The sequence below is a fragment of the Streptomyces sp. NPDC058964 genome (genome assembly GCF_042741275.1).
GTDB lineage: Bacteria > Actinomycetota > Actinomycetes > Streptomycetales > Streptomycetaceae > Streptomyces.
Genome location: NZ_JBHYKH010000215.1, coordinates 1 through 14,188 on the forward strand (window position 1 = coordinate 1; position 14,188 = coordinate 14,188).

Annotated in this window: 18 protein-coding genes, 1 tRNA gene and 1 pseudogene; 3 read left to right on the top strand and 17 right to left on the bottom strand. The window is 69.7% G+C overall.

Annotated elements, in window-relative coordinates:
* Nucleotides 1-159: 159 nt before the first annotated feature.
* Nucleotides 160-1,296: an ABC transporter ATP-binding protein gene (locus tag ACFW2E_RS24735; protein WP_384469267.1), complete on the bottom strand. Its 1,137-nt coding sequence runs from the start codon at nt 1,294-1,296 to the stop codon at nt 160-162.
* Between the two features lie 218 nt (nt 1,297-1,514).
* On the opposite strand from ACFW2E_RS24735, the gene ACFW2E_RS24740 reads away from it, so the two are divergent.
* Nucleotides 1,515-1,588, top strand: a tRNA-Thr gene (locus ACFW2E_RS24740).
* 81 nt (nt 1,589-1,669) lie between these two features.
* Here the strand turns inward: ACFW2E_RS24740 and ACFW2E_RS24745 are convergent.
* The 13 genes from ACFW2E_RS24745 to ACFW2E_RS24805 form a co-directional block, all read right to left on the bottom strand.
* Nucleotides 1,670-2,821 (bottom strand): tyrosine-type recombinase/integrase, encoded by a 1,152-nt coding sequence (locus ACFW2E_RS24745; RefSeq protein WP_384469268.1) that lies wholly within the window; start codon nt 2,819-2,821, stop codon nt 1,670-1,672.
* A complete protein-coding gene (locus tag ACFW2E_RS24750) occupies nt 2,821-3,009 on the bottom strand; it encodes a helix-turn-helix domain-containing protein (protein WP_384469269.1) in 189 nt (62 codons plus the stop codon). The genes ACFW2E_RS24745 and ACFW2E_RS24750 overlap by 1 nt, the downstream gene beginning before the upstream one ends.
* Nucleotides 3,006-4,475, bottom strand: coding sequence for a replication initiator (locus ACFW2E_RS24755; protein ID WP_384469270.1), 1,470 nt, complete (start codon nt 4,473-4,475; stop codon nt 3,006-3,008). Before ACFW2E_RS24755 ends, ACFW2E_RS24750 begins: the two co-directional genes overlap by 4 nt.
* Nucleotides 4,476-4,651: 176 nt before the next feature.
* The gene (locus ACFW2E_RS24760) at nt 4,652-5,203 is read right to left on the bottom strand and encodes a GGDEF domain-containing protein (RefSeq protein WP_384469271.1); all 552 of its coding nucleotides are present in this window, start codon (nt 5,201-5,203) and stop codon (nt 4,652-4,654) included.
* 93 nt (nt 5,204-5,296) lie between these two features.
* Nucleotides 5,297-5,614, bottom strand: a complete 318-nt coding sequence (locus tag ACFW2E_RS24765; protein WP_384469272.1) for a SpdD-like protein — start codon at nt 5,612-5,614, stop codon at nt 5,297-5,299.
* Nucleotides 5,615-5,640: 26 nt separating this feature from the next.
* On the bottom strand, nt 5,641-5,796 hold the full coding sequence (locus ACFW2E_RS24770; protein ID WP_384469273.1) for a hypothetical protein: 156 nt from the start codon (nt 5,794-5,796) through the stop codon (nt 5,641-5,643).
* Nucleotides 5,797-5,808: 12 nt separating this feature from the next.
* The gene (locus ACFW2E_RS24775) at nt 5,809-6,000 is read right to left on the bottom strand and encodes a mobile element transfer protein (protein WP_363214538.1); all 192 of its coding nucleotides are present in this window, start codon (nt 5,998-6,000) and stop codon (nt 5,809-5,811) included.
* A 1-nt stretch (nt 6,001) separates the two neighbouring features.
* The gene (locus tag ACFW2E_RS24780) at nt 6,002-6,196 is read right to left on the bottom strand and encodes a hypothetical protein (RefSeq protein WP_384469274.1); all 195 of its coding nucleotides are present in this window, start codon (nt 6,194-6,196) and stop codon (nt 6,002-6,004) included.
* A 20-nt stretch (nt 6,197-6,216) separates the two neighbouring features.
* Nucleotides 6,217-6,879: a DUF2637 domain-containing protein gene (locus tag ACFW2E_RS24785; RefSeq protein ID WP_384469275.1), complete on the bottom strand. Its 663-nt coding sequence runs from the start codon at nt 6,877-6,879 to the stop codon at nt 6,217-6,219.
* On the bottom strand, nt 6,879-7,040 hold the full coding sequence (locus tag ACFW2E_RS24790; RefSeq protein ID WP_356312183.1) for a hypothetical protein: 162 nt from the start codon (nt 7,038-7,040) through the stop codon (nt 6,879-6,881). Before ACFW2E_RS24790 ends, ACFW2E_RS24785 begins: the two co-directional genes overlap by 1 nt.
* Before the next feature lie 84 nt (nt 7,041-7,124).
* Nucleotides 7,125-8,480: an FtsK/SpoIIIE domain-containing protein gene (locus ACFW2E_RS24795; protein ID WP_384469276.1), complete on the bottom strand. Its 1,356-nt coding sequence runs from the start codon at nt 8,478-8,480 to the stop codon at nt 7,125-7,127.
* Nucleotides 8,481-8,482: 2 nt separating this feature from the next.
* Nucleotides 8,483-8,839 (bottom strand): hypothetical protein, encoded by a 357-nt coding sequence (locus ACFW2E_RS24800; protein ID WP_384469277.1) that lies wholly within the window; start codon nt 8,837-8,839, stop codon nt 8,483-8,485.
* 139 nt (nt 8,840-8,978) lie between these two features.
* Entirely contained in the window at nt 8,979-9,758 is a 780-nt protein-coding gene (locus ACFW2E_RS24805; RefSeq protein ID WP_384469278.1) for a GntR family transcriptional regulator, read from the bottom strand.
* Nucleotides 9,759-9,776: 18 nt separating this feature from the next.
* On the opposite strand from ACFW2E_RS24805, the gene ACFW2E_RS24810 reads away from it, so the two are divergent.
* On the top strand, nt 9,777-10,241 hold the full coding sequence (locus ACFW2E_RS24810) for an NUDIX hydrolase (RefSeq protein ID WP_384469279.1): 465 nt from the start codon (nt 9,777-9,779) through the stop codon (nt 10,239-10,241).
* 574 nt (nt 10,242-10,815) lie between these two features.
* A complete protein-coding gene (locus tag ACFW2E_RS24815) occupies nt 10,816-11,010 on the top strand; it encodes a hypothetical protein (RefSeq protein ID WP_384469280.1) in 195 nt (64 codons plus the stop codon).
* 271 nt (nt 11,011-11,281) lie between these two features.
* Here the strand turns inward: ACFW2E_RS24815 and ACFW2E_RS24820 are convergent, their stop codons facing one another.
* The 3 genes and pseudogenes from ACFW2E_RS24820 to ACFW2E_RS24830 all read right to left on the bottom strand — a co-directional run.
* Entirely contained in the window at nt 11,282-12,529 is a 1,248-nt protein-coding gene (locus ACFW2E_RS24820) for a PP2C family protein-serine/threonine phosphatase (protein WP_384469281.1), read from the bottom strand.
* A gap of 486 nt (nt 12,530-13,015) precedes the next feature.
* Nucleotides 13,016-13,288: a barstar family protein gene (locus tag ACFW2E_RS24825; RefSeq protein WP_384469282.1), complete on the bottom strand. Its 273-nt coding sequence runs from the start codon at nt 13,286-13,288 to the stop codon at nt 13,016-13,018.
* A 228-nt stretch (nt 13,289-13,516) separates the two neighbouring features.
* Nucleotides 13,517-14,188 (bottom strand): annotated as a pseudogene (locus tag ACFW2E_RS24830) (monooxygenase); the annotation flags it as partial.

Below are 14,188 nucleotides of genomic sequence, written 5' to 3' on the forward strand. Positions count from 1 at the left end.
AACCGTCTCGGGTTTTAACACCCCGCCCAGCGTCTGTCTAAACTGCTCGCGGCTTGATCAACTCACCACGGTGTTGCTACGACCCCTGGAATCCGCCCAGCCTGCAGGGCCCTTCTCGTCAACGTGGGTGAATTGCCCGGGTTTGTTCCGCCGCTCGCGTCAGTCGGAGAGGCGCTCGCCCGTGGAGGTCGAGAACACGTGGGTCTCGCCCGGCCGCGGCACGACGTGCAGCTGCGCGCCCTTCTCCGGCACCTGACGGCCGTTGACGCGGACCACCAGGTCCTTCGTCTCCCCGCCGACCTCGGCGGTGCCGTAGACGTAGCCGTCGGCGCCGAGCTCCTCGACGACGTTCACGGAGACCGCGAGGCCCGCCGGGGCGTCCTCGGCGTCCTTGGACAGGGAGGCGGCGGCAGCGCCGTTGTGCTCGACCACGTCGAAGTGCTCGGGGCGCACACCGACGGTGACGGTACGGTCACCCCGGTCGGCGGCGGCCTTCAGGGCGTCGCGGCTGACCGGGACGACGCTGTTGCCGAACTTCACGCCGCCGTCGGTGATCGGGACCTCCACCAGGTTCATGGCGGGCGAGCCGATGAAGCCGGCGACGAACAGGTTGGCCGGGCGGTCGTACATGTTGCGCGGCGAGTCGACCTGCTGGAGCAGACCGTCCTTGAGCACCGCCACGCGGTCGCCCATCGTCATGGCCTCGACCTGGTCGTGGGTGACGTAGACGGTGGTGATGCCGAGCCGGCGCTGCAGGGACGCGATCTGCGTACGGGTCGAGACGCGGAGCTTGGCGTCCAGGTTGGACAGCGGCTCGTCCATGAGGAAGACCTGCGGCTCGCGCACGATGGCGCGGCCCATCGCGACACGCTGGCGCTGACCGCCGGAGAGCGCCTTCGGCTTGCGGTCCAGGTACTCGGTGAGGTCGAGGATCTTCGCGGCCTCCTCGACCTTCTGCCGGATCTCCGCCTTGTTGACGCCGGCGATCTTGAGCGCGAAGCCCATGTTGTCGGCGACCGACATGTGCGGGTAGAGCGCGTAGTTCTGGAACACCATGGCGATGTCCCGGTCCTTGGGCGGCAGGTGCGTGACGTCGCGGTCGCCGATGCGGATGGCGCCGCCGTTGACGTCCTCGAGCCCCGCGAGCATCCGGAGCGAGGTGGACTTTCCGCAGCCCGACGGGCCGACCAGGACGAGGAACTCGCCGTCCTCGATCGCGATGTCGAGACCGTCGACGGCGGGCTTGGTGGAACCCGGGTAGATCCGGGTCGCCTTGTCGAACGTAACAGTGGCCATGGTGAATGGGCCCCCTTCTACCGGCAGGAACGTGCCGGACGATCCGAGTAGGAAGGTGGTTGGTGTAGTCCACAAGAGTGGACTGGGTCAGGACGGTACCTGGCGTTCACCGGTCTGTCAGTAGCTGGAGGACTGTGAACTTCGCGGAAATTTTCGACGAGACGCCCCGGGGACCTGGGTACACTGCACGGGCACGTACGCACCACGCGCGGGTGCAGGCCTCCTTAGCTCAGCTGGTCAGAGCGCCGCTCTTGTAAAGCGAAGGTCGTCGGTTCGAATCCGACAGGGGGCTCTCATCCTGAGCAGCACGAACGCCCCGGCCGATGATCGGTCCGGGGCGTTCGACATCCACGGGTGACATCAACCGGCGCGGTCACTCACGGTCGACACGCCGCTTGAGCAGGCGATCCATGTGGCTGATGGCCTCCCGCTGTGTGTCCGACGTCACGTGCGTGTAGACGTCCATCGTGATGCTGATCTGGCTGTGCCCGAGGATCTCCATCACGACGCGGGGCGCGACGCCGGCGGCGGTGAGGAGCGTCGCGCATCCGTGCCGGGCGTCGTGCAGACGGATGCGCCGAAGGCCGGCGGCGTCGGTGATGCGGAAGAACGACCGGTTGACGTTCTGCGGGTCGATCGGGCGGCCGGTGCGGGTGGTGAAGACGTACGAGGACGGGGACAGCTCGACCCCCTTGCGCCGAGCAGCCTCGACCTGTCGCAGCCGGTGCCAGCGAAGCGCCGCCAGGCAGATCAGGGGGAGGGGCACGGGACGCGCCCGGCCGCTCTTGGTGGTGTCCTCGTAGAGCTCCCCGCCGACGCGCTGCACCTGCTTGCTGACCCGCAAGAAGCGATGTTCGAGATCGACGTCCGACCATCGGAGCCCGAGGATCTCGCCGCGCCGCAGGCCCATGGAGACCGCCAGGACGAAGGCGGCGTACAGCGGGTCGCGGCGCGCGTGTTCCAGGAACGTCAGCGTCTCGTCCAGCGTCCACGGACTCAGCTCGCGGCGGGGCATCTTCGGGGCCTCGACGAGCGAGGCGGCGTTTCGCGTCACCAACTCCTCGCGGCAGGCAGCGGTGAGGGCGGTCCTCAGGACGCGGTGTGCCTCCTTGGCCGTGGCCGGCGAGGCGCGGCGGGAGACCTCAGCGACGAGGGTTCGCACGTGGCGGGGCCCCAGTGCTTCCAGGCTCTTGGAGCCGAGCAACGGCACGAGGTAGAGGCGCACATGCATCGCGTACTTGCTAAACGTCGTCCGCTTGCAGTTGGGCTTGATGAAGTGCTCCAGCCAGTACGGCAGCCACTCGGCGAGCTTGGCCGACCGGGTCGGCACGGGCACGCCCTGGTCGACCTTGGCGAGCAGTTCGCGGCGCTTGGTGTCGCACTCGGCCCAGGTCTTGCCGTAGGCGAACTTGCGGGCACGGGTGCCGTCCGGCTGGAGCACGTAGACCGCGCACTGGTAGCGGCCGTCCTTGCGCTTGGTGATGGTGCCGGCGCCGTTCGGGTTGCGCTTGCGCTCGCTGGCCATCAGGCAGCCTCCTCGATCTGGCCGAGGATGAAGTCCTGGACGGCGTCGGCGGGGATGCGGCGAGCGCCGTCGATCTTGATCGAGGTCAGGCGGCGCGAGCGGATCAGGTCGTAGACCTTCGAGCGGCCGACCTTGAGCCGGTCCATGACTTCCGGCACGGTCAGCAGCTGGGCGGTTGCGGTCGTCATGCGGCGGCTCCTTCCAGGGCCAGTTGGTCGCGTAGGGCTTCGCGGGCGGTCTCGCGGTTGAGCTGGAGGTCGCGGGCGATGGTGGCGGCGAGGGCGGACTCGCCGGGGGTGTGGCCGTGCCCGGCGTACTGCCAGTCGGCCAGGACGAGGACGGTGTCCGGCTCGGCGTCCTCCAAGCCCAGGGCTTCGCGCTCCTGGGCGGCACGGTAGTCGGCGCGTGCCTGGCGGAGGGCGCCGAGCGTGGTCGAGTAGCGGCGGGACTTGGAGGAGAAGTGGCCGCGGAAGCCGAGCATGTGAGCCCAGCGGGCTAGCTGGCGGTCGGGATAGAGCGGCTGCAGCTGGGCGCAGGCGGCCATGAGGCGGCGGGCGTGGTCGGTGACGTCCAGGCGGGCGAGGTCTTCGCTCAGGCCGGTGCCGTGGCAGGTAGCGCAGCGGCTGAGCGCGGAGCCAGCGCGGTCGTATCGCCGGGAACGGCCAGTGCCCCGACATGCGCGGCAGTGAACGGGACTGTCGGTGGATCCGGTGTTCTCGGCGGCTTTGGTGGCGTACTTGGCGACGTAGGAGGCGACGACCTGTTCGGTGATGTCGGAGCCGTCGCCGAAGGCCTTCACGGGGCGGACGTCGAGCTGGGTGCCCCAGCGGAAGGTGCGGGCGGGTTGGTCGTCGGCGGCCGGGACGGAGACCGAGGTGTAGGAGTGGGCTGCAGCTGCGCGGATGGCGTCGGTGAGGAGGTCGACGGTCGCCCAGGCGGGCGGTGGGGTGTCCGGGCCGTCGGGGCCGTCGAGGCGGATGACGGCGTGGAAGTGCACGGTGCCGCGTTTCTGGAACTCTGCGACCTTGCCGTAGGAGACGCGGAGGTGTTCGGGGAGTTCGCGGCGGGTGAGTCCGGTGCGGGCGGCGATCTCACGGCGGAGGCGGGTGGTGAAGCGCTGCCAGAGCTGTCCGGCGTGGTTGTTGAAGAGGACGGCGCCCGCGTAGTCGTAGGTTTGCGGGTCGATGGCGGTGCCGAGGGCGGGGTCGTCGGCGGGGTGGCGGGTGCCGCAGCGGCAGGCGCCGCGGTCGGGCCGGTTGTGTACGCGCCCGAAGGACGGGGCGGTGAGGGTGGCGAAGACGCGGGGGTGGTCGCGGACGGTGGCGGGGATGTCTCGGCGGTCGTCTCCGGCGAGGCCTGCGCGGATGAGGTGGTAGGTGTCGCCCGCGTAGGTCCAGGCGCAGGCGGGGCAGCGGGAGGCGCGTCGGTTGCCGCAGGCCAGGCGGAGGCGTCCGCCGGGTTCGTTCTCAGTCGAGTAGTGGTGCAGGGTCTCGCCGGTGGTCTTGTCCTTGTGCAGGACCCAGCCGGTGAGGTGGATGGGGTCGGAGCAGCCGCCGGTGCGGCGGATCTGGTCTTCCCACCGGTGGTAGTCGTCGGCCGAGGCCACCCTCAGCAGGTCGCAGAGGGTGGTCGGGTCGAGCAGCTGCTCAGGCACGGGCGCCCTCCCGGTCACGGCGGGCGGGGGCGGTGCCGGTGCCGTGGCAGGCCGGGCAGATCCTCGCCCGCGGCGGGGTGGGCTGGGACATGATGGTGGTTCCTTTCGATTGCGGTTGGAAGGAACGGCCCCGGGTGGCGGCGTGCTTGGCGGCTTGTGCGCCGCCCGGTGGCCGGTCAGCGAGAGCTGCGCGAGCCTCGGCGTCCACGGCCCTTGGCCGCGTACATGGCCGCATCGGCGGTGGCGAGGGCGTTCGTCAGCAGCCGCACCGGCAGGTCGGCTATGGGGCAGACGCCTACCGAGGCCGACAGAAGCAGCGACATCCCGGCGTAGAGCAGTGGCCGGTGAAGTGCGGCGGTGAGCGCGTCGAGGTCGGCGGCGGCCAGCTCCTGGACGACGGCCACGAATTCGTCCCCGCCCAGGCGTCCGGCGGTGCCGTTGTGTCCGCACCAGGTGCGCAGCCGGTCGGCGGTGGCGATGAGGGCGGCGTCTCCGGCGGCGTGGCCGTGGGTGTCGTTGAGGGTCTTGAAGTGGTCGAGGTCGACCAGGAGGACGGCGGCGGTGGGGCGCCGGCGGATGAGGTGTTCGGTGCGGGCGGTCCATCCGGCGCGGGTGTGCAGGCCGGTGAGCGGGTCGCGGCGGGCGGTGGCGAGGCGGCGGGTGAGGATGCCGCCGTGCACGGCCCAGCCGAGTAACGGCACGATGCCTGCGGCTGTCTGCAGATCCATGAGGTCTCTCCTTGGCGATGGCGGTTGGCGTACGGAGTTCGGTTCCGGAGGCGGCGGCGTGCTTGGCGGCTTGTGCGTCGCTCCGAGGGCCGTCTAGCGGCGCTTGGCGTCGGTGGTGATCAGGGAGCGGATCACCAGGGCGCAGACGGCGACGGAGGCGCCGGTGATGGCGACGGCGAGGAGCATGGAGACGAGGACGGCGCCGACGACCAGGACCACGGCGGTGCCGCCGCCGACGAGGGCGAGCACGGTGCCGGGGGTGAGCTGGACCGTGGGCCGGGACGGCGCCGGAGTCGTCGGGGTGGCCGGCGGGGTGTCGGCGTTCGGGGTAATGGTGGTCGGCTCGTCGACGGCGGGCGGGGTTACGAGGCCCGTCGGCGTGGGCATGGTGGGGATCTTCGGGCGGAACATCGGTGGTCTCCTCTCGCGGGGGCGGGCTACTTGATGAAGGTGTTGATGGCCGGGGCGAGGACGCTGTCGGCGAGGAGGAAGCCGCCGAGCAGGAGGACGGCGATGAGCCAGGCGGGCGGGCGGATGAGCTTGACGCCGAGGTAGCCGACGACGGCGAGGGCGAGCCAGAGCGGGACCTGCATGGCGGATGTCTCCTAGCGGACGCGGCAGCGGTGGGTGCGGGCGGCGAGCTGGGCGGCGGACTGGCTGGAGTAGTCGGCGGACCAGCCGCAGTCGTCGGCGGTGCACACGGCGGCGTGCTTGGTCTGGCCGTTGCGGTCGCGGTGGGTGCCGATCTGCACTGGGCCGATGCTCATCACGGAGTGGAAGTGGTCGCGGGCAGGCATGTCAGTCGGTGTCCTCTCGGGCCGTGGTCGGGTCGGGGAAGCTGGCGCGGATGCCGGCGGCGGTGGCCGGGTCGGTGGTGCGCTGGGCGGCTTCCTCGACGAGCAGGTGGGCGAGGTAGGGCCGGTTGGCGGCGGCCATCTCGCGGGCGCCGTCGAGGTAGTCGGCGGCGGTCAGGTCGGCGGGGTCACGGGTCATCGGGCCTTCTCTCGTTCTTGTCAGGCGAGGTGGGCGGCGATGGCGTCGGCGAGGTGGGGCGGGACGCCGAGGCGGGCGCGCAGGGTGTCGGTGTCGATCGGTGAGCCGGTGCGGTCGCGGTACTCGGCGGCGACCTTGCGGGCGTGGTCGACGAGGACGGCAGGCACCGCGGGCGCGGAGGCCGGAAGTGCCGGCGGCTCCTCCACAGCAGTCGGGGCGGGCTCCGGATCCGGCGCGGGCTCGTGTTTCGGCTCTAGGTCGACTTCAGGCGTGGAGTCGGGTTCCGGGACGGGGGCGGGTGCCGGCGGGTCCGGGATCGGGTGGCCTGCCGAGTGGGCGAGGAGGGTGCCGCCGAGGAAGGCGAGGGCAGGCCATCCGGCGATGCCGAGACGCAGCAGGGCGGGCGGGCCGGCCAGGTTCAGGAATCCGGCGGTGGCGATGTTGGCGCCGAGGGAGGCGACCAGTGCGATGAGGAACCAGCACCAGGCCAGCCGGGACGGGCCGTCTGAGCGGAGTCGGCGCCAGGCGGCGACCAGGAGCAGGTCGACGCTGACCGGGTAGGCCCAGGCCTTCCAGCCGTCCTGTCCGGCAGCGGCGGCCAGGTCGTGCAGGTGGGCGAAGGACAGGGATCCGGCGATGACGGCCTGGACCAGGACGGCGTCGACGCGCAGACGGGCGGCCATCAGGACTCCTCAGTGGTTCCGGGCGGCTCGGGGAGCGATGCGGCCAGGGACGGGCTGACGGCCTCGACGAAGTCGAGGTCGGCGCCGGTGGTGTCGGCGTAGAGGGCGAGTTGGCCGAGCAGCAGGACGGTGCGGGCGAAGTCCTCGCAGTCGGGACACATGGCGGGGGTTCTCCCTTCTTCAGGCATGGCGGGGGTAGGGACCTGGCGCGAAGACGCGGTCGCGCCGACCGGGAAGCGGGATGGTCAGGCCGTGGCCGGAGCCGTCTTGGACAGCGGCATCGAAGCCTGAGGCGGGCCGGACACTGCGGGCCGGAAGGGTGCCAGTTCGGGCAGTTCCGGGGTGCGGTCGGCGTGCCGGTTGCAGACGTTGGCGGCCTGACGGATCGAGGTGTGCGGGGCACGGATGCGGTGCCAACCGCCGGTTGAGTCACCGGCGATGGCGATGCCGCGCATCTCGGCGGGGATCTGGATGGCGGCCAGGACGGCGTCTGGGGAGACGTCGCCGAAGGCCATGTTCGCCGAGGGTTCGTCGTTGACGCGGTGGGCGGTACGGCCGGTGAGCTGGGCGCGGAGCATGGTGATGCCCTTGCCGAGTTCGGACCCGAGGCGCTGTCCGCAGATTTCGAGGTAGATGCCGGCGGCGCGGCCGAGCTGGGCGAGGCGGACCAGGGCGGTGATGATGCGGTCTCGCCGCTTTTCCTCTTCCTTGGTGGCGAAGAGGGCGAGTTCGGCGACCTTGTCGACCAAGACCACGATGGGAGTGGGGCGCAGGTGGTCGGGGAGGTCCCAGATGTCGGCGGCGATCTCGGCGTCCGGAACGGCCGAGGCGATGCGCTGCTCGGCGCGGATGAGCTGGTAGACGTCCTGCATGCGGGCCACGAGGGCATCGAGCAGCTCGGCTGCGGTGTCGGGGTTGTCGGCCAGGGCGGAGAATCGACGTGCCAGCGGGAACAGTTCCACGCCTTGCTTGCAGTCGATGCCGACCAGGGCGACGTCCATCGGGGCGAGCCCGGCGACGAGGTTGCGCTGGTAGACGGACTTGCCCGACTCGGTGGCGCCGAGGGTGAGGGCGTGGGGTATCGCCCGGTAGTCACGGTAGTGGACCGAGCCGTCCTCGCGCAGGGCTACGGGGACCCGCATCGGGCGTGTGTCGGTCTTGGCGGGCATCTGCACTCGCTTGAGCACGTCGTAGCCAGTCATGCGCAGCTCGACGACGCCGGAGCGGACCTCCCGGCAGGTGACGCCGTACATCGAGAACGAGTGCCGCAGCCGGTCAGAGGCGGCGGCGACGTCGAAGGCGTCCTGACCAGGTCGCAGCTTCAGCCGCAGGAGCAGGCCGGTCCGGGTCGGCTTCAGGCGCAGGATGCTCGGCGGCCGGGACTCCGGCACGGGCCGGTTGGTCATCCGGGCTAACCGCAGCCGCCAGCGCGAGGGCGGGACGGTCAGCCCGCAGGCCTCCATGACAGAGCCGTAGCGGACCAGGACCCTCAGCGCGGCCAGGGTGACCCCGAAAGTCAGCCAGTACCAGGCGGGGCGCCGCCACCGCAGGAGACCCGCAGCGGCGATGACCAGCACCAGCGCGACCGTGGAGCCGGTCACGGTCAGGCCGCCTTCGGCTGCGCGGCGCCGGCGGCGAGCGAGGTGACCGCGACCGCGCGGAACGCGATGCCGTGCCGCTTCTGCCGGTTGAAGTCGTTCTCCCACGGGCGGGCGATCAGCCCCGTGAGCGCGACCGGGGTACCCATGGTCAGCTCACCGGAGATACCCGGCTCCGGCACGGTGATGGACAGGATCTCGACCTCGTCGTTCGCCGCGAACATCACGTCCACGGTCATCAGCTTCGCGCCGCTCTCGACGTCGGTGGCGATCTCACCGGTACGGCGGTCCTTGACCTTGGGCTGAGGGGTCTTGGCGACCATCACGGTCGCGGCGGAGGTGTCGACGGGGATCTGACGCATGGCAAAGCACTCCTCTACAGAGGCAGGACTCTGTCACTCATGTATATGAGTGACATGAAGAAGAGTGCCTCACTCCTATACATGAGTCAACCCGCCGCGGCTGAGAAGTCGCGACGGGCTGCGAGGAGTTGAGGGCGCGTCAGTCCGCGGCGGGGATGCGGTACTCGAAAACGAACTGGTCAGCGGCCATGAGCGTGTCGCAGACCTCAACCACACGGCCTTCGGTCGTACGCGCCTCACGCACCAGGTGGACCACCGGGGCACCCGGACTTAGGGCCAGTTCGGATGCTTCCGCCTTGGAGGCAGGCCGCGCCTGCAGCGTCTCGACGAACTCCGCGAACTCGTGGCCGTGGTCCTCAAGTCGGGCGTAGATGCCACCGCCGCCGGGGTTCTCGGCAAACAGCTCCGGGATCTCCTTCACCACGTCCCACGGCAAGTAGGAGGTGGCAGTCTCCACCGGGGTGCCGTTGCGGAAGTAGAGGCGACGCCGGGCAAGCACCTGGGCACCGGCGTCGACGCTGAGCCGTTGGGCCGCGTCCTCGGGGGCCTCCATGGGCCCGATGTACAGGACGCTCACCTTGGCGGTGGCGCCGGACTGCGCCGACTCGGCGAGGTAGGCGGCCTTGCCACCACGTCGGTGCGAGCGGCGGAAGCGGTCCGAGGAGCGGTGCCGTACCGGCGGCCGGTCCTTAACGATCGAGCCCTTGCCGTGCCGGGTCTCAACGAGCCCGCTTGCCCGTACTTCGACCATGGCCTTTCGGATGGTCCCGCCGGACACGCCGTAGCGGTCGACCAGCTCGGATTCACTCGGCACCATGTCACCAGGCGTGAGGACACCAGCCCGGATCTGCTGCACGATGTCGTTGGCGATCTGCACGTACCGAGGTACGGACCTCTCACCTCCTGCTGCGGTTCCCATAGTCCTTCTCTGCCTCCTATGCTCCTGTACATGAGTGAATCACAAGGAGCAACGCCCGCGCCGCTGCACTCGGTATCCGTAGCCGGGGTGGTGGTACGCGAAGACGGCAGGCTCCTGGCGATTCGCCGCGCCGACAACGGCACATGGGAGCTTCCCGGCGGAGTGCTCGAACTCAACGAGACCCCGGAGGCCGGCGTAGCCCGCGAGGTCCTGGAGGAGACAGGCATCCACGTCGAGGTCGACGAACTCACCGGCGTCTACAAGAACACGGTCCGAGGCATCGTGGCCCTAGTCTTCCGCTGCAAGCCATCCGGCGGCACCGAGCGCACGTCCAGCGAGTCGACAGCCGTCGAGTGGCTCACACCCGACGAGGTCAGCGAGCGCATGGCCGAGGTCTTCGCGGTCAGGCTCTTGGATGCCTTGGACGGCAACGGCCCCCACGTACGGAGCCACGACGGGAAGCGGCTCATCGCAGCGGGATAAGACTTTCCCTACGTTCATCAAGCCCCGGCTGCGCTCCGCTCCGCCGGGCGCGCTCCCGGCTCCGCTGCGGGCGCCGCTCCTGCCTCCGGCCCGCTCCGCCCGCGCTGCGCCGACGCGCGCCCTGGTGAGGGTTGGCCGACAGCATGAGGTCAGAACACGTCGTGGCTGGGGCGGTCGGCTCCACGACTTTAGGCAGCCACCATGGGGCGAGCCTCGAAGATCATGGCCCCAACGTCGTGCTTCACCGGGCAGGTCCACAGACTGCCCGACGCGCCGGAAGCTTACGGGGCCATGATCACTCGCCCCATGGCAGCTCCCGCCCAAAGTCGCTCCGCCGACCGCGTGCCATGCCTGCGAGCGCGCTGAAGTCTTTGCCAGCCCGTCGAGGTTGGCAACCAACTAGCAGCCATCTAACTCGACTTGTCCCCTACTCGTAAACAAGTCTCAGACAACTCCAATTGACAGAAACGGCGTTGCACCATGAAGCAGTAGGCAACAAGAAAGCCCACCCTGCCGCGCAGGCTTCCCGGCGAGGCGGCAGAGGTGGGCGGCGAACCCATTGGAGGGCTCAGAGATGAGTGTGCTGCTTTCCCCGCAGGGGCTGTCAAACCCGCGTCCGAAGTTGTGGGTGATCACCGTCATTGTGATCATCGTGCTCCAGTGGCGCGAGGCGAACGACATCGTCGCTGCATACGCATTGGTCTTGGAGGCGGTTGCCGCTGCCTCTGCCGGGATTGCTGTACAGCAAGGAGTACAGCAACCACGTTGATTCTCAGCGCCCGTCACGGTCCGTCATAGGCCCCCTGACCGGCTCTAGAGACCTCTAACGGCCCCCGTGCCCATAGTTCGCATCGAGGTGCAACCACGACACCCCCGCACGGGCCGTCTCTGGGCCGTGCGGGGGTACTCGGCGACAACCAACGCTCTCAAACGTCGACGGCTCCGCTGCTGGTCAGAAGGCTGACCAATGGCGGAGCCGCAGATCGCAGGCGCAAGGTTTTAGACCTTGTTCTACACGGTGTCAGCATCGGTTCGCCGCATCAGGGCCCGGGCCAGTCCAGGCACAGCACGGTGGCATCGTCGCGGGGGTCGTGGTCCGTGGTCTTCAGTACGGCTTCGGTGAAGGCGCGCACTGCATCGCGTGGGTGCCAGTCACCGGTCTTCTTGATCAGGTTGCGCAGGCTGGAGTCAGTGCCGTGGGGTTCCAGCATGCCGTCGGTGAGGAGGACCAGGCGGTCCCCCGGACGAAGGTCGAGGCTCTGAACGCGATACCCCGGGTTCGGAGTGACGCCGAAGGGCAAGTCGATCAAGGGGGAGATCTCCTGCACTCTCCCGTCACGCAGGCGCAACGGCCACACGTGGCCGGCGTTGACGAAGGCGGTGTGGCCGGTGTCGAGGGCGACACGTAGCAGCTGGCCAGTGACCATGGCCTGGCCGCCGTGCTTGGCGACGGCCTGATGCACCCGGTCGGTCTGGTCGACGGCGGTCTGATGGACCTGGTCGGGGTAGTGGGCTACCGCCCGATGGGCGTCCTCGGCCTGGGCAGCCAGGTCGGCACCCGCACGCCGGGCGTTGCGCAGGGCACCGACGACCACAGTGGCCAGCAGTGCGGCGTGCACGTCGTGGCCCATCGCATCGGTGAGGGACAGGTGCAGGGCGCGACGGTCCAGGGTGTAGTCGAAGGTGTCCCCGCCGATGTCGTGGGCCGGTTCCAACGCTCCGGCGACAGTGAACCGACCGGCATCGCAGGTGAAGGAATCGGGTAGCAGGCGGTGTTGGATCTCGGCTGCCAGGGACAGCCGCGTGGTGCGCCGGCCCCATTCATAGAGATCGGTGAAGCGGCGGTTGACGATCACCACGTAGGCCAATGCGTGGGCGGCCTCGGAGATGAGTCGTGCCGTCTGCCGGTCGGGAGGGGCGGCCAGGGTCAGCTCCAGCACACCGATCGCGTCCCCTCGGTCGGTCACCGGCGCAATGACCCGAACCTGGGCCGGCCCAGCTTCTCCGTCCCCCTTACCTGCCTCCGTCTGGATTTGTTGGGAGCGGATCACCTGGTCATAGAGAGTGCCTGACAACTCGATCCGCTCTGGCTGCCCTCTGGCGCCTTCACTAGCCGCCCCGGTGAGTCGCACGAGAGCTTTGCCACCGAGATCTGTGATCAGGAAAGACACGTTGACTGCAGCAATCCGATCTTGCAGGACCCGTGCCATTACGGCGACGGATTCCACCGGTGGCGCCTCCTCCACCGATGCCAGCAAGCCGCCGAGCCACGTTCCTTCATCAGTCACGTTCCGCGCCTCCCTCGTCGGCATCAGCGGTCCGCCGGACAACCGACCCGGGCGCCTCCCGCTCAACAAACGCTTGAGCCGCCACTGATCACGCGTAATTTGTCCACAATATCCTCAAGGTGCCCCCACTCACCTCTCGCGGTCCAAGCGCGGCGGTCGAGCCGAGCCACCCGTAGACGACTCGGCGGCGGCCTGTACGGCTGCCGATGACCTCCCCGGCCCTCGGGGCCTTCTCAGTGGTGAGGTCTTCTGGTGGGCCCACGACCACCAGGCCAAGGTGCGATTCGATGAATGGCAAGCAGCCGACCAGTGATCGTCGCTGGGTCGTCCCTGGGCCGTCCCTGGGCCGTCCGAGGCCGCTCGGTGGCGACCGTTGACGACCACTATCGACAGTCGTAGCAGGCGACAGCCGCAGGTCACCCGAGTGGATCTGCGACACTGGTACCGCCATGCCTAAGCCCCGAGCTTGCTCATCGCTAGGCCCACTCAGCGACAAACACCGGCCGGTACGCGGCTCGGTAGTTGTCGAGCGCCAGCCGAAGCGTTGGCGGCCCCGCGGGGAACATCGGCCACGAGCTGATCCCAGCCGGGGAAGCGCACATGATCTGGGATCCTGACCAGGGCAGTGATTCCGTCCCAGAAGGCATCCCACTTCATGCCGTAGAAGCCCGGGAAGCCCAGCTCCCGCATCAGAAGCGGGTGCATGGAGCGTTCCTCGGTCACCTCGCTGACATCAATGGTGATCACGGCGATACGCACGCACGTGGTTGCACCGTTCTGACATCCACGAGTGACATCAACGACAGCGGATGGCGGCGACCACCAGCAGCGGCGTGCGGCACCGGTATGCGAGGCGAGCCCCAGCCGGACCGGGTGGAGAACGAACTTGTAAAGCGAAGGTCGTCGGTTCGAATCCGACAGGGGGCTCCGTACGACGAAGGCCACCCGTACCTCCCGGCGCGGGTGGCCTTCGCTGTCGGCGGCGGGTCAGCCCGTACGCAGGACGGCGGCGAGGACCTTGCTCAGCGCCGCCTCCGGGTCCGGTACGGCGCCCTGGGCCCGCCAGGCCACGAAGCCGTCCGGGCGGACCAGGACCGCTCCGTCGGCCGTGGTGCCGTGGACCTGCGCCCAGTCGTCGGCGTCGGTGTCGTAGGTCAGGTCGGCGTCGGGGCCCGGTCCGATCCGGTACGCGTCGAGCCGCACGCCGTCGCGGTCGGCGATGCGGCGGGCGGCGGCGTGCCAGCCCGCGTCGTCCGGGGCGTCGCTGAGCAGGACCAGGGAGCTCTCGTACAGGTCGATCGTGGAGAGCCGCTCGCCGGCGCGGCGCAGCCACATGTGCGGGGCCCGGCTGCCGGGCCGGCCGTCGAGGTCCATCCCGTCGGGCACGACCGGCTGCTCCCGGTCGGCGTCGATGACCGCGCCCCGCGGGTAGCGGTAGCCGAGCACGACGGGCAGGATGCCGTTCTTCGGGCCGCCGCCCACGCCGGGCGCCGGGGCGAAGCCGGGGTGGCTGTGCTCCACGGAGCGGGCGGAGGCGCGGGCGCTGGTGGGCAAGGCCCCCGGGGGGCGCGCGGGGGCGGTCGTGTGCCACACGCCCCGGCCGGCCCAGCCCCCCCGGGCGGGGGCGCGCGTGAAAGCGAGGGTGTGGGCGGCGAGGGT

What these genes read in the sequence shown, in the direction of transcription:
- ACFW2E_RS24735 (WP_384469267.1), bottom strand. Translation starts at nt 1,296, where the DNA reads ATGGCCACTGTTACGTTCGACAAGGCGACCCGGATCTACCCGGGTTCC.
- ACFW2E_RS24745 (WP_384469268.1), bottom strand. Translation starts at nt 2,821, where the DNA reads ATGGCCAGCGAGCGCAAGCGCAACCCGAACGGCGCCGGCACCATCACC.
- ACFW2E_RS24750 (WP_384469269.1), bottom strand. Translation starts at nt 3,009, where the DNA reads ATGACGACCGCAACCGCCCAGCTGCTGACCGTGCCGGAAGTCATGGAC.
- ACFW2E_RS24760 (WP_384469271.1), bottom strand. Translation starts at nt 5,203, where the DNA reads ATGGATCTGCAGACAGCCGCAGGCATCGTGCCGTTACTCGGCTGGGCC.
- ACFW2E_RS24765 (WP_384469272.1), bottom strand. Translation starts at nt 5,614, where the DNA reads ATGTTCCGCCCGAAGATCCCCACCATGCCCACGCCGACGGGCCTCGTA.
- ACFW2E_RS24770 (WP_384469273.1), bottom strand. Translation starts at nt 5,796, where the DNA reads ATGCAGGTCCCGCTCTGGCTCGCCCTCGCCGTCGTCGGCTACCTCGGC.
- ACFW2E_RS24775 (WP_363214538.1), bottom strand. Translation starts at nt 6,000, where the DNA reads ATGCCTGCCCGCGACCACTTCCACTCCGTGATGAGCATCGGCCCAGTG.
- ACFW2E_RS24780 (WP_384469274.1), bottom strand. Translation starts at nt 6,196, where the DNA reads ATGACCCGTGACCCCGCCGACCTGACCGCCGCCGACTACCTCGACGGC.
- ACFW2E_RS24785 (WP_384469275.1), bottom strand. Translation starts at nt 6,879, where the DNA reads ATGGCCGCCCGTCTGCGCGTCGACGCCGTCCTGGTCCAGGCCGTCATC.
- ACFW2E_RS24790 (WP_356312183.1), bottom strand. Translation starts at nt 7,040, where the DNA reads ATGTGTCCCGACTGCGAGGACTTCGCCCGCACCGTCCTGCTGCTCGGC.
- ACFW2E_RS24800 (WP_384469277.1), bottom strand. Translation starts at nt 8,839, where the DNA reads ATGCGTCAGATCCCCGTCGACACCTCCGCCGCGACCGTGATGGTCGCC.
- ACFW2E_RS24805 (WP_384469278.1), bottom strand. Translation starts at nt 9,758, where the DNA reads ATGGGAACCGCAGCAGGAGGTGAGAGGTCCGTACCTCGGTACGTGCAG.
- ACFW2E_RS24810 (WP_384469279.1), top strand. Translation starts at nt 9,777, where the DNA reads ATGCTCCTGTACATGAGTGAATCACAAGGAGCAACGCCCGCGCCGCTG.
- ACFW2E_RS24815 (WP_384469280.1), top strand. Translation starts at nt 10,816, where the DNA reads ATGAGTGTGCTGCTTTCCCCGCAGGGGCTGTCAAACCCGCGTCCGAAG.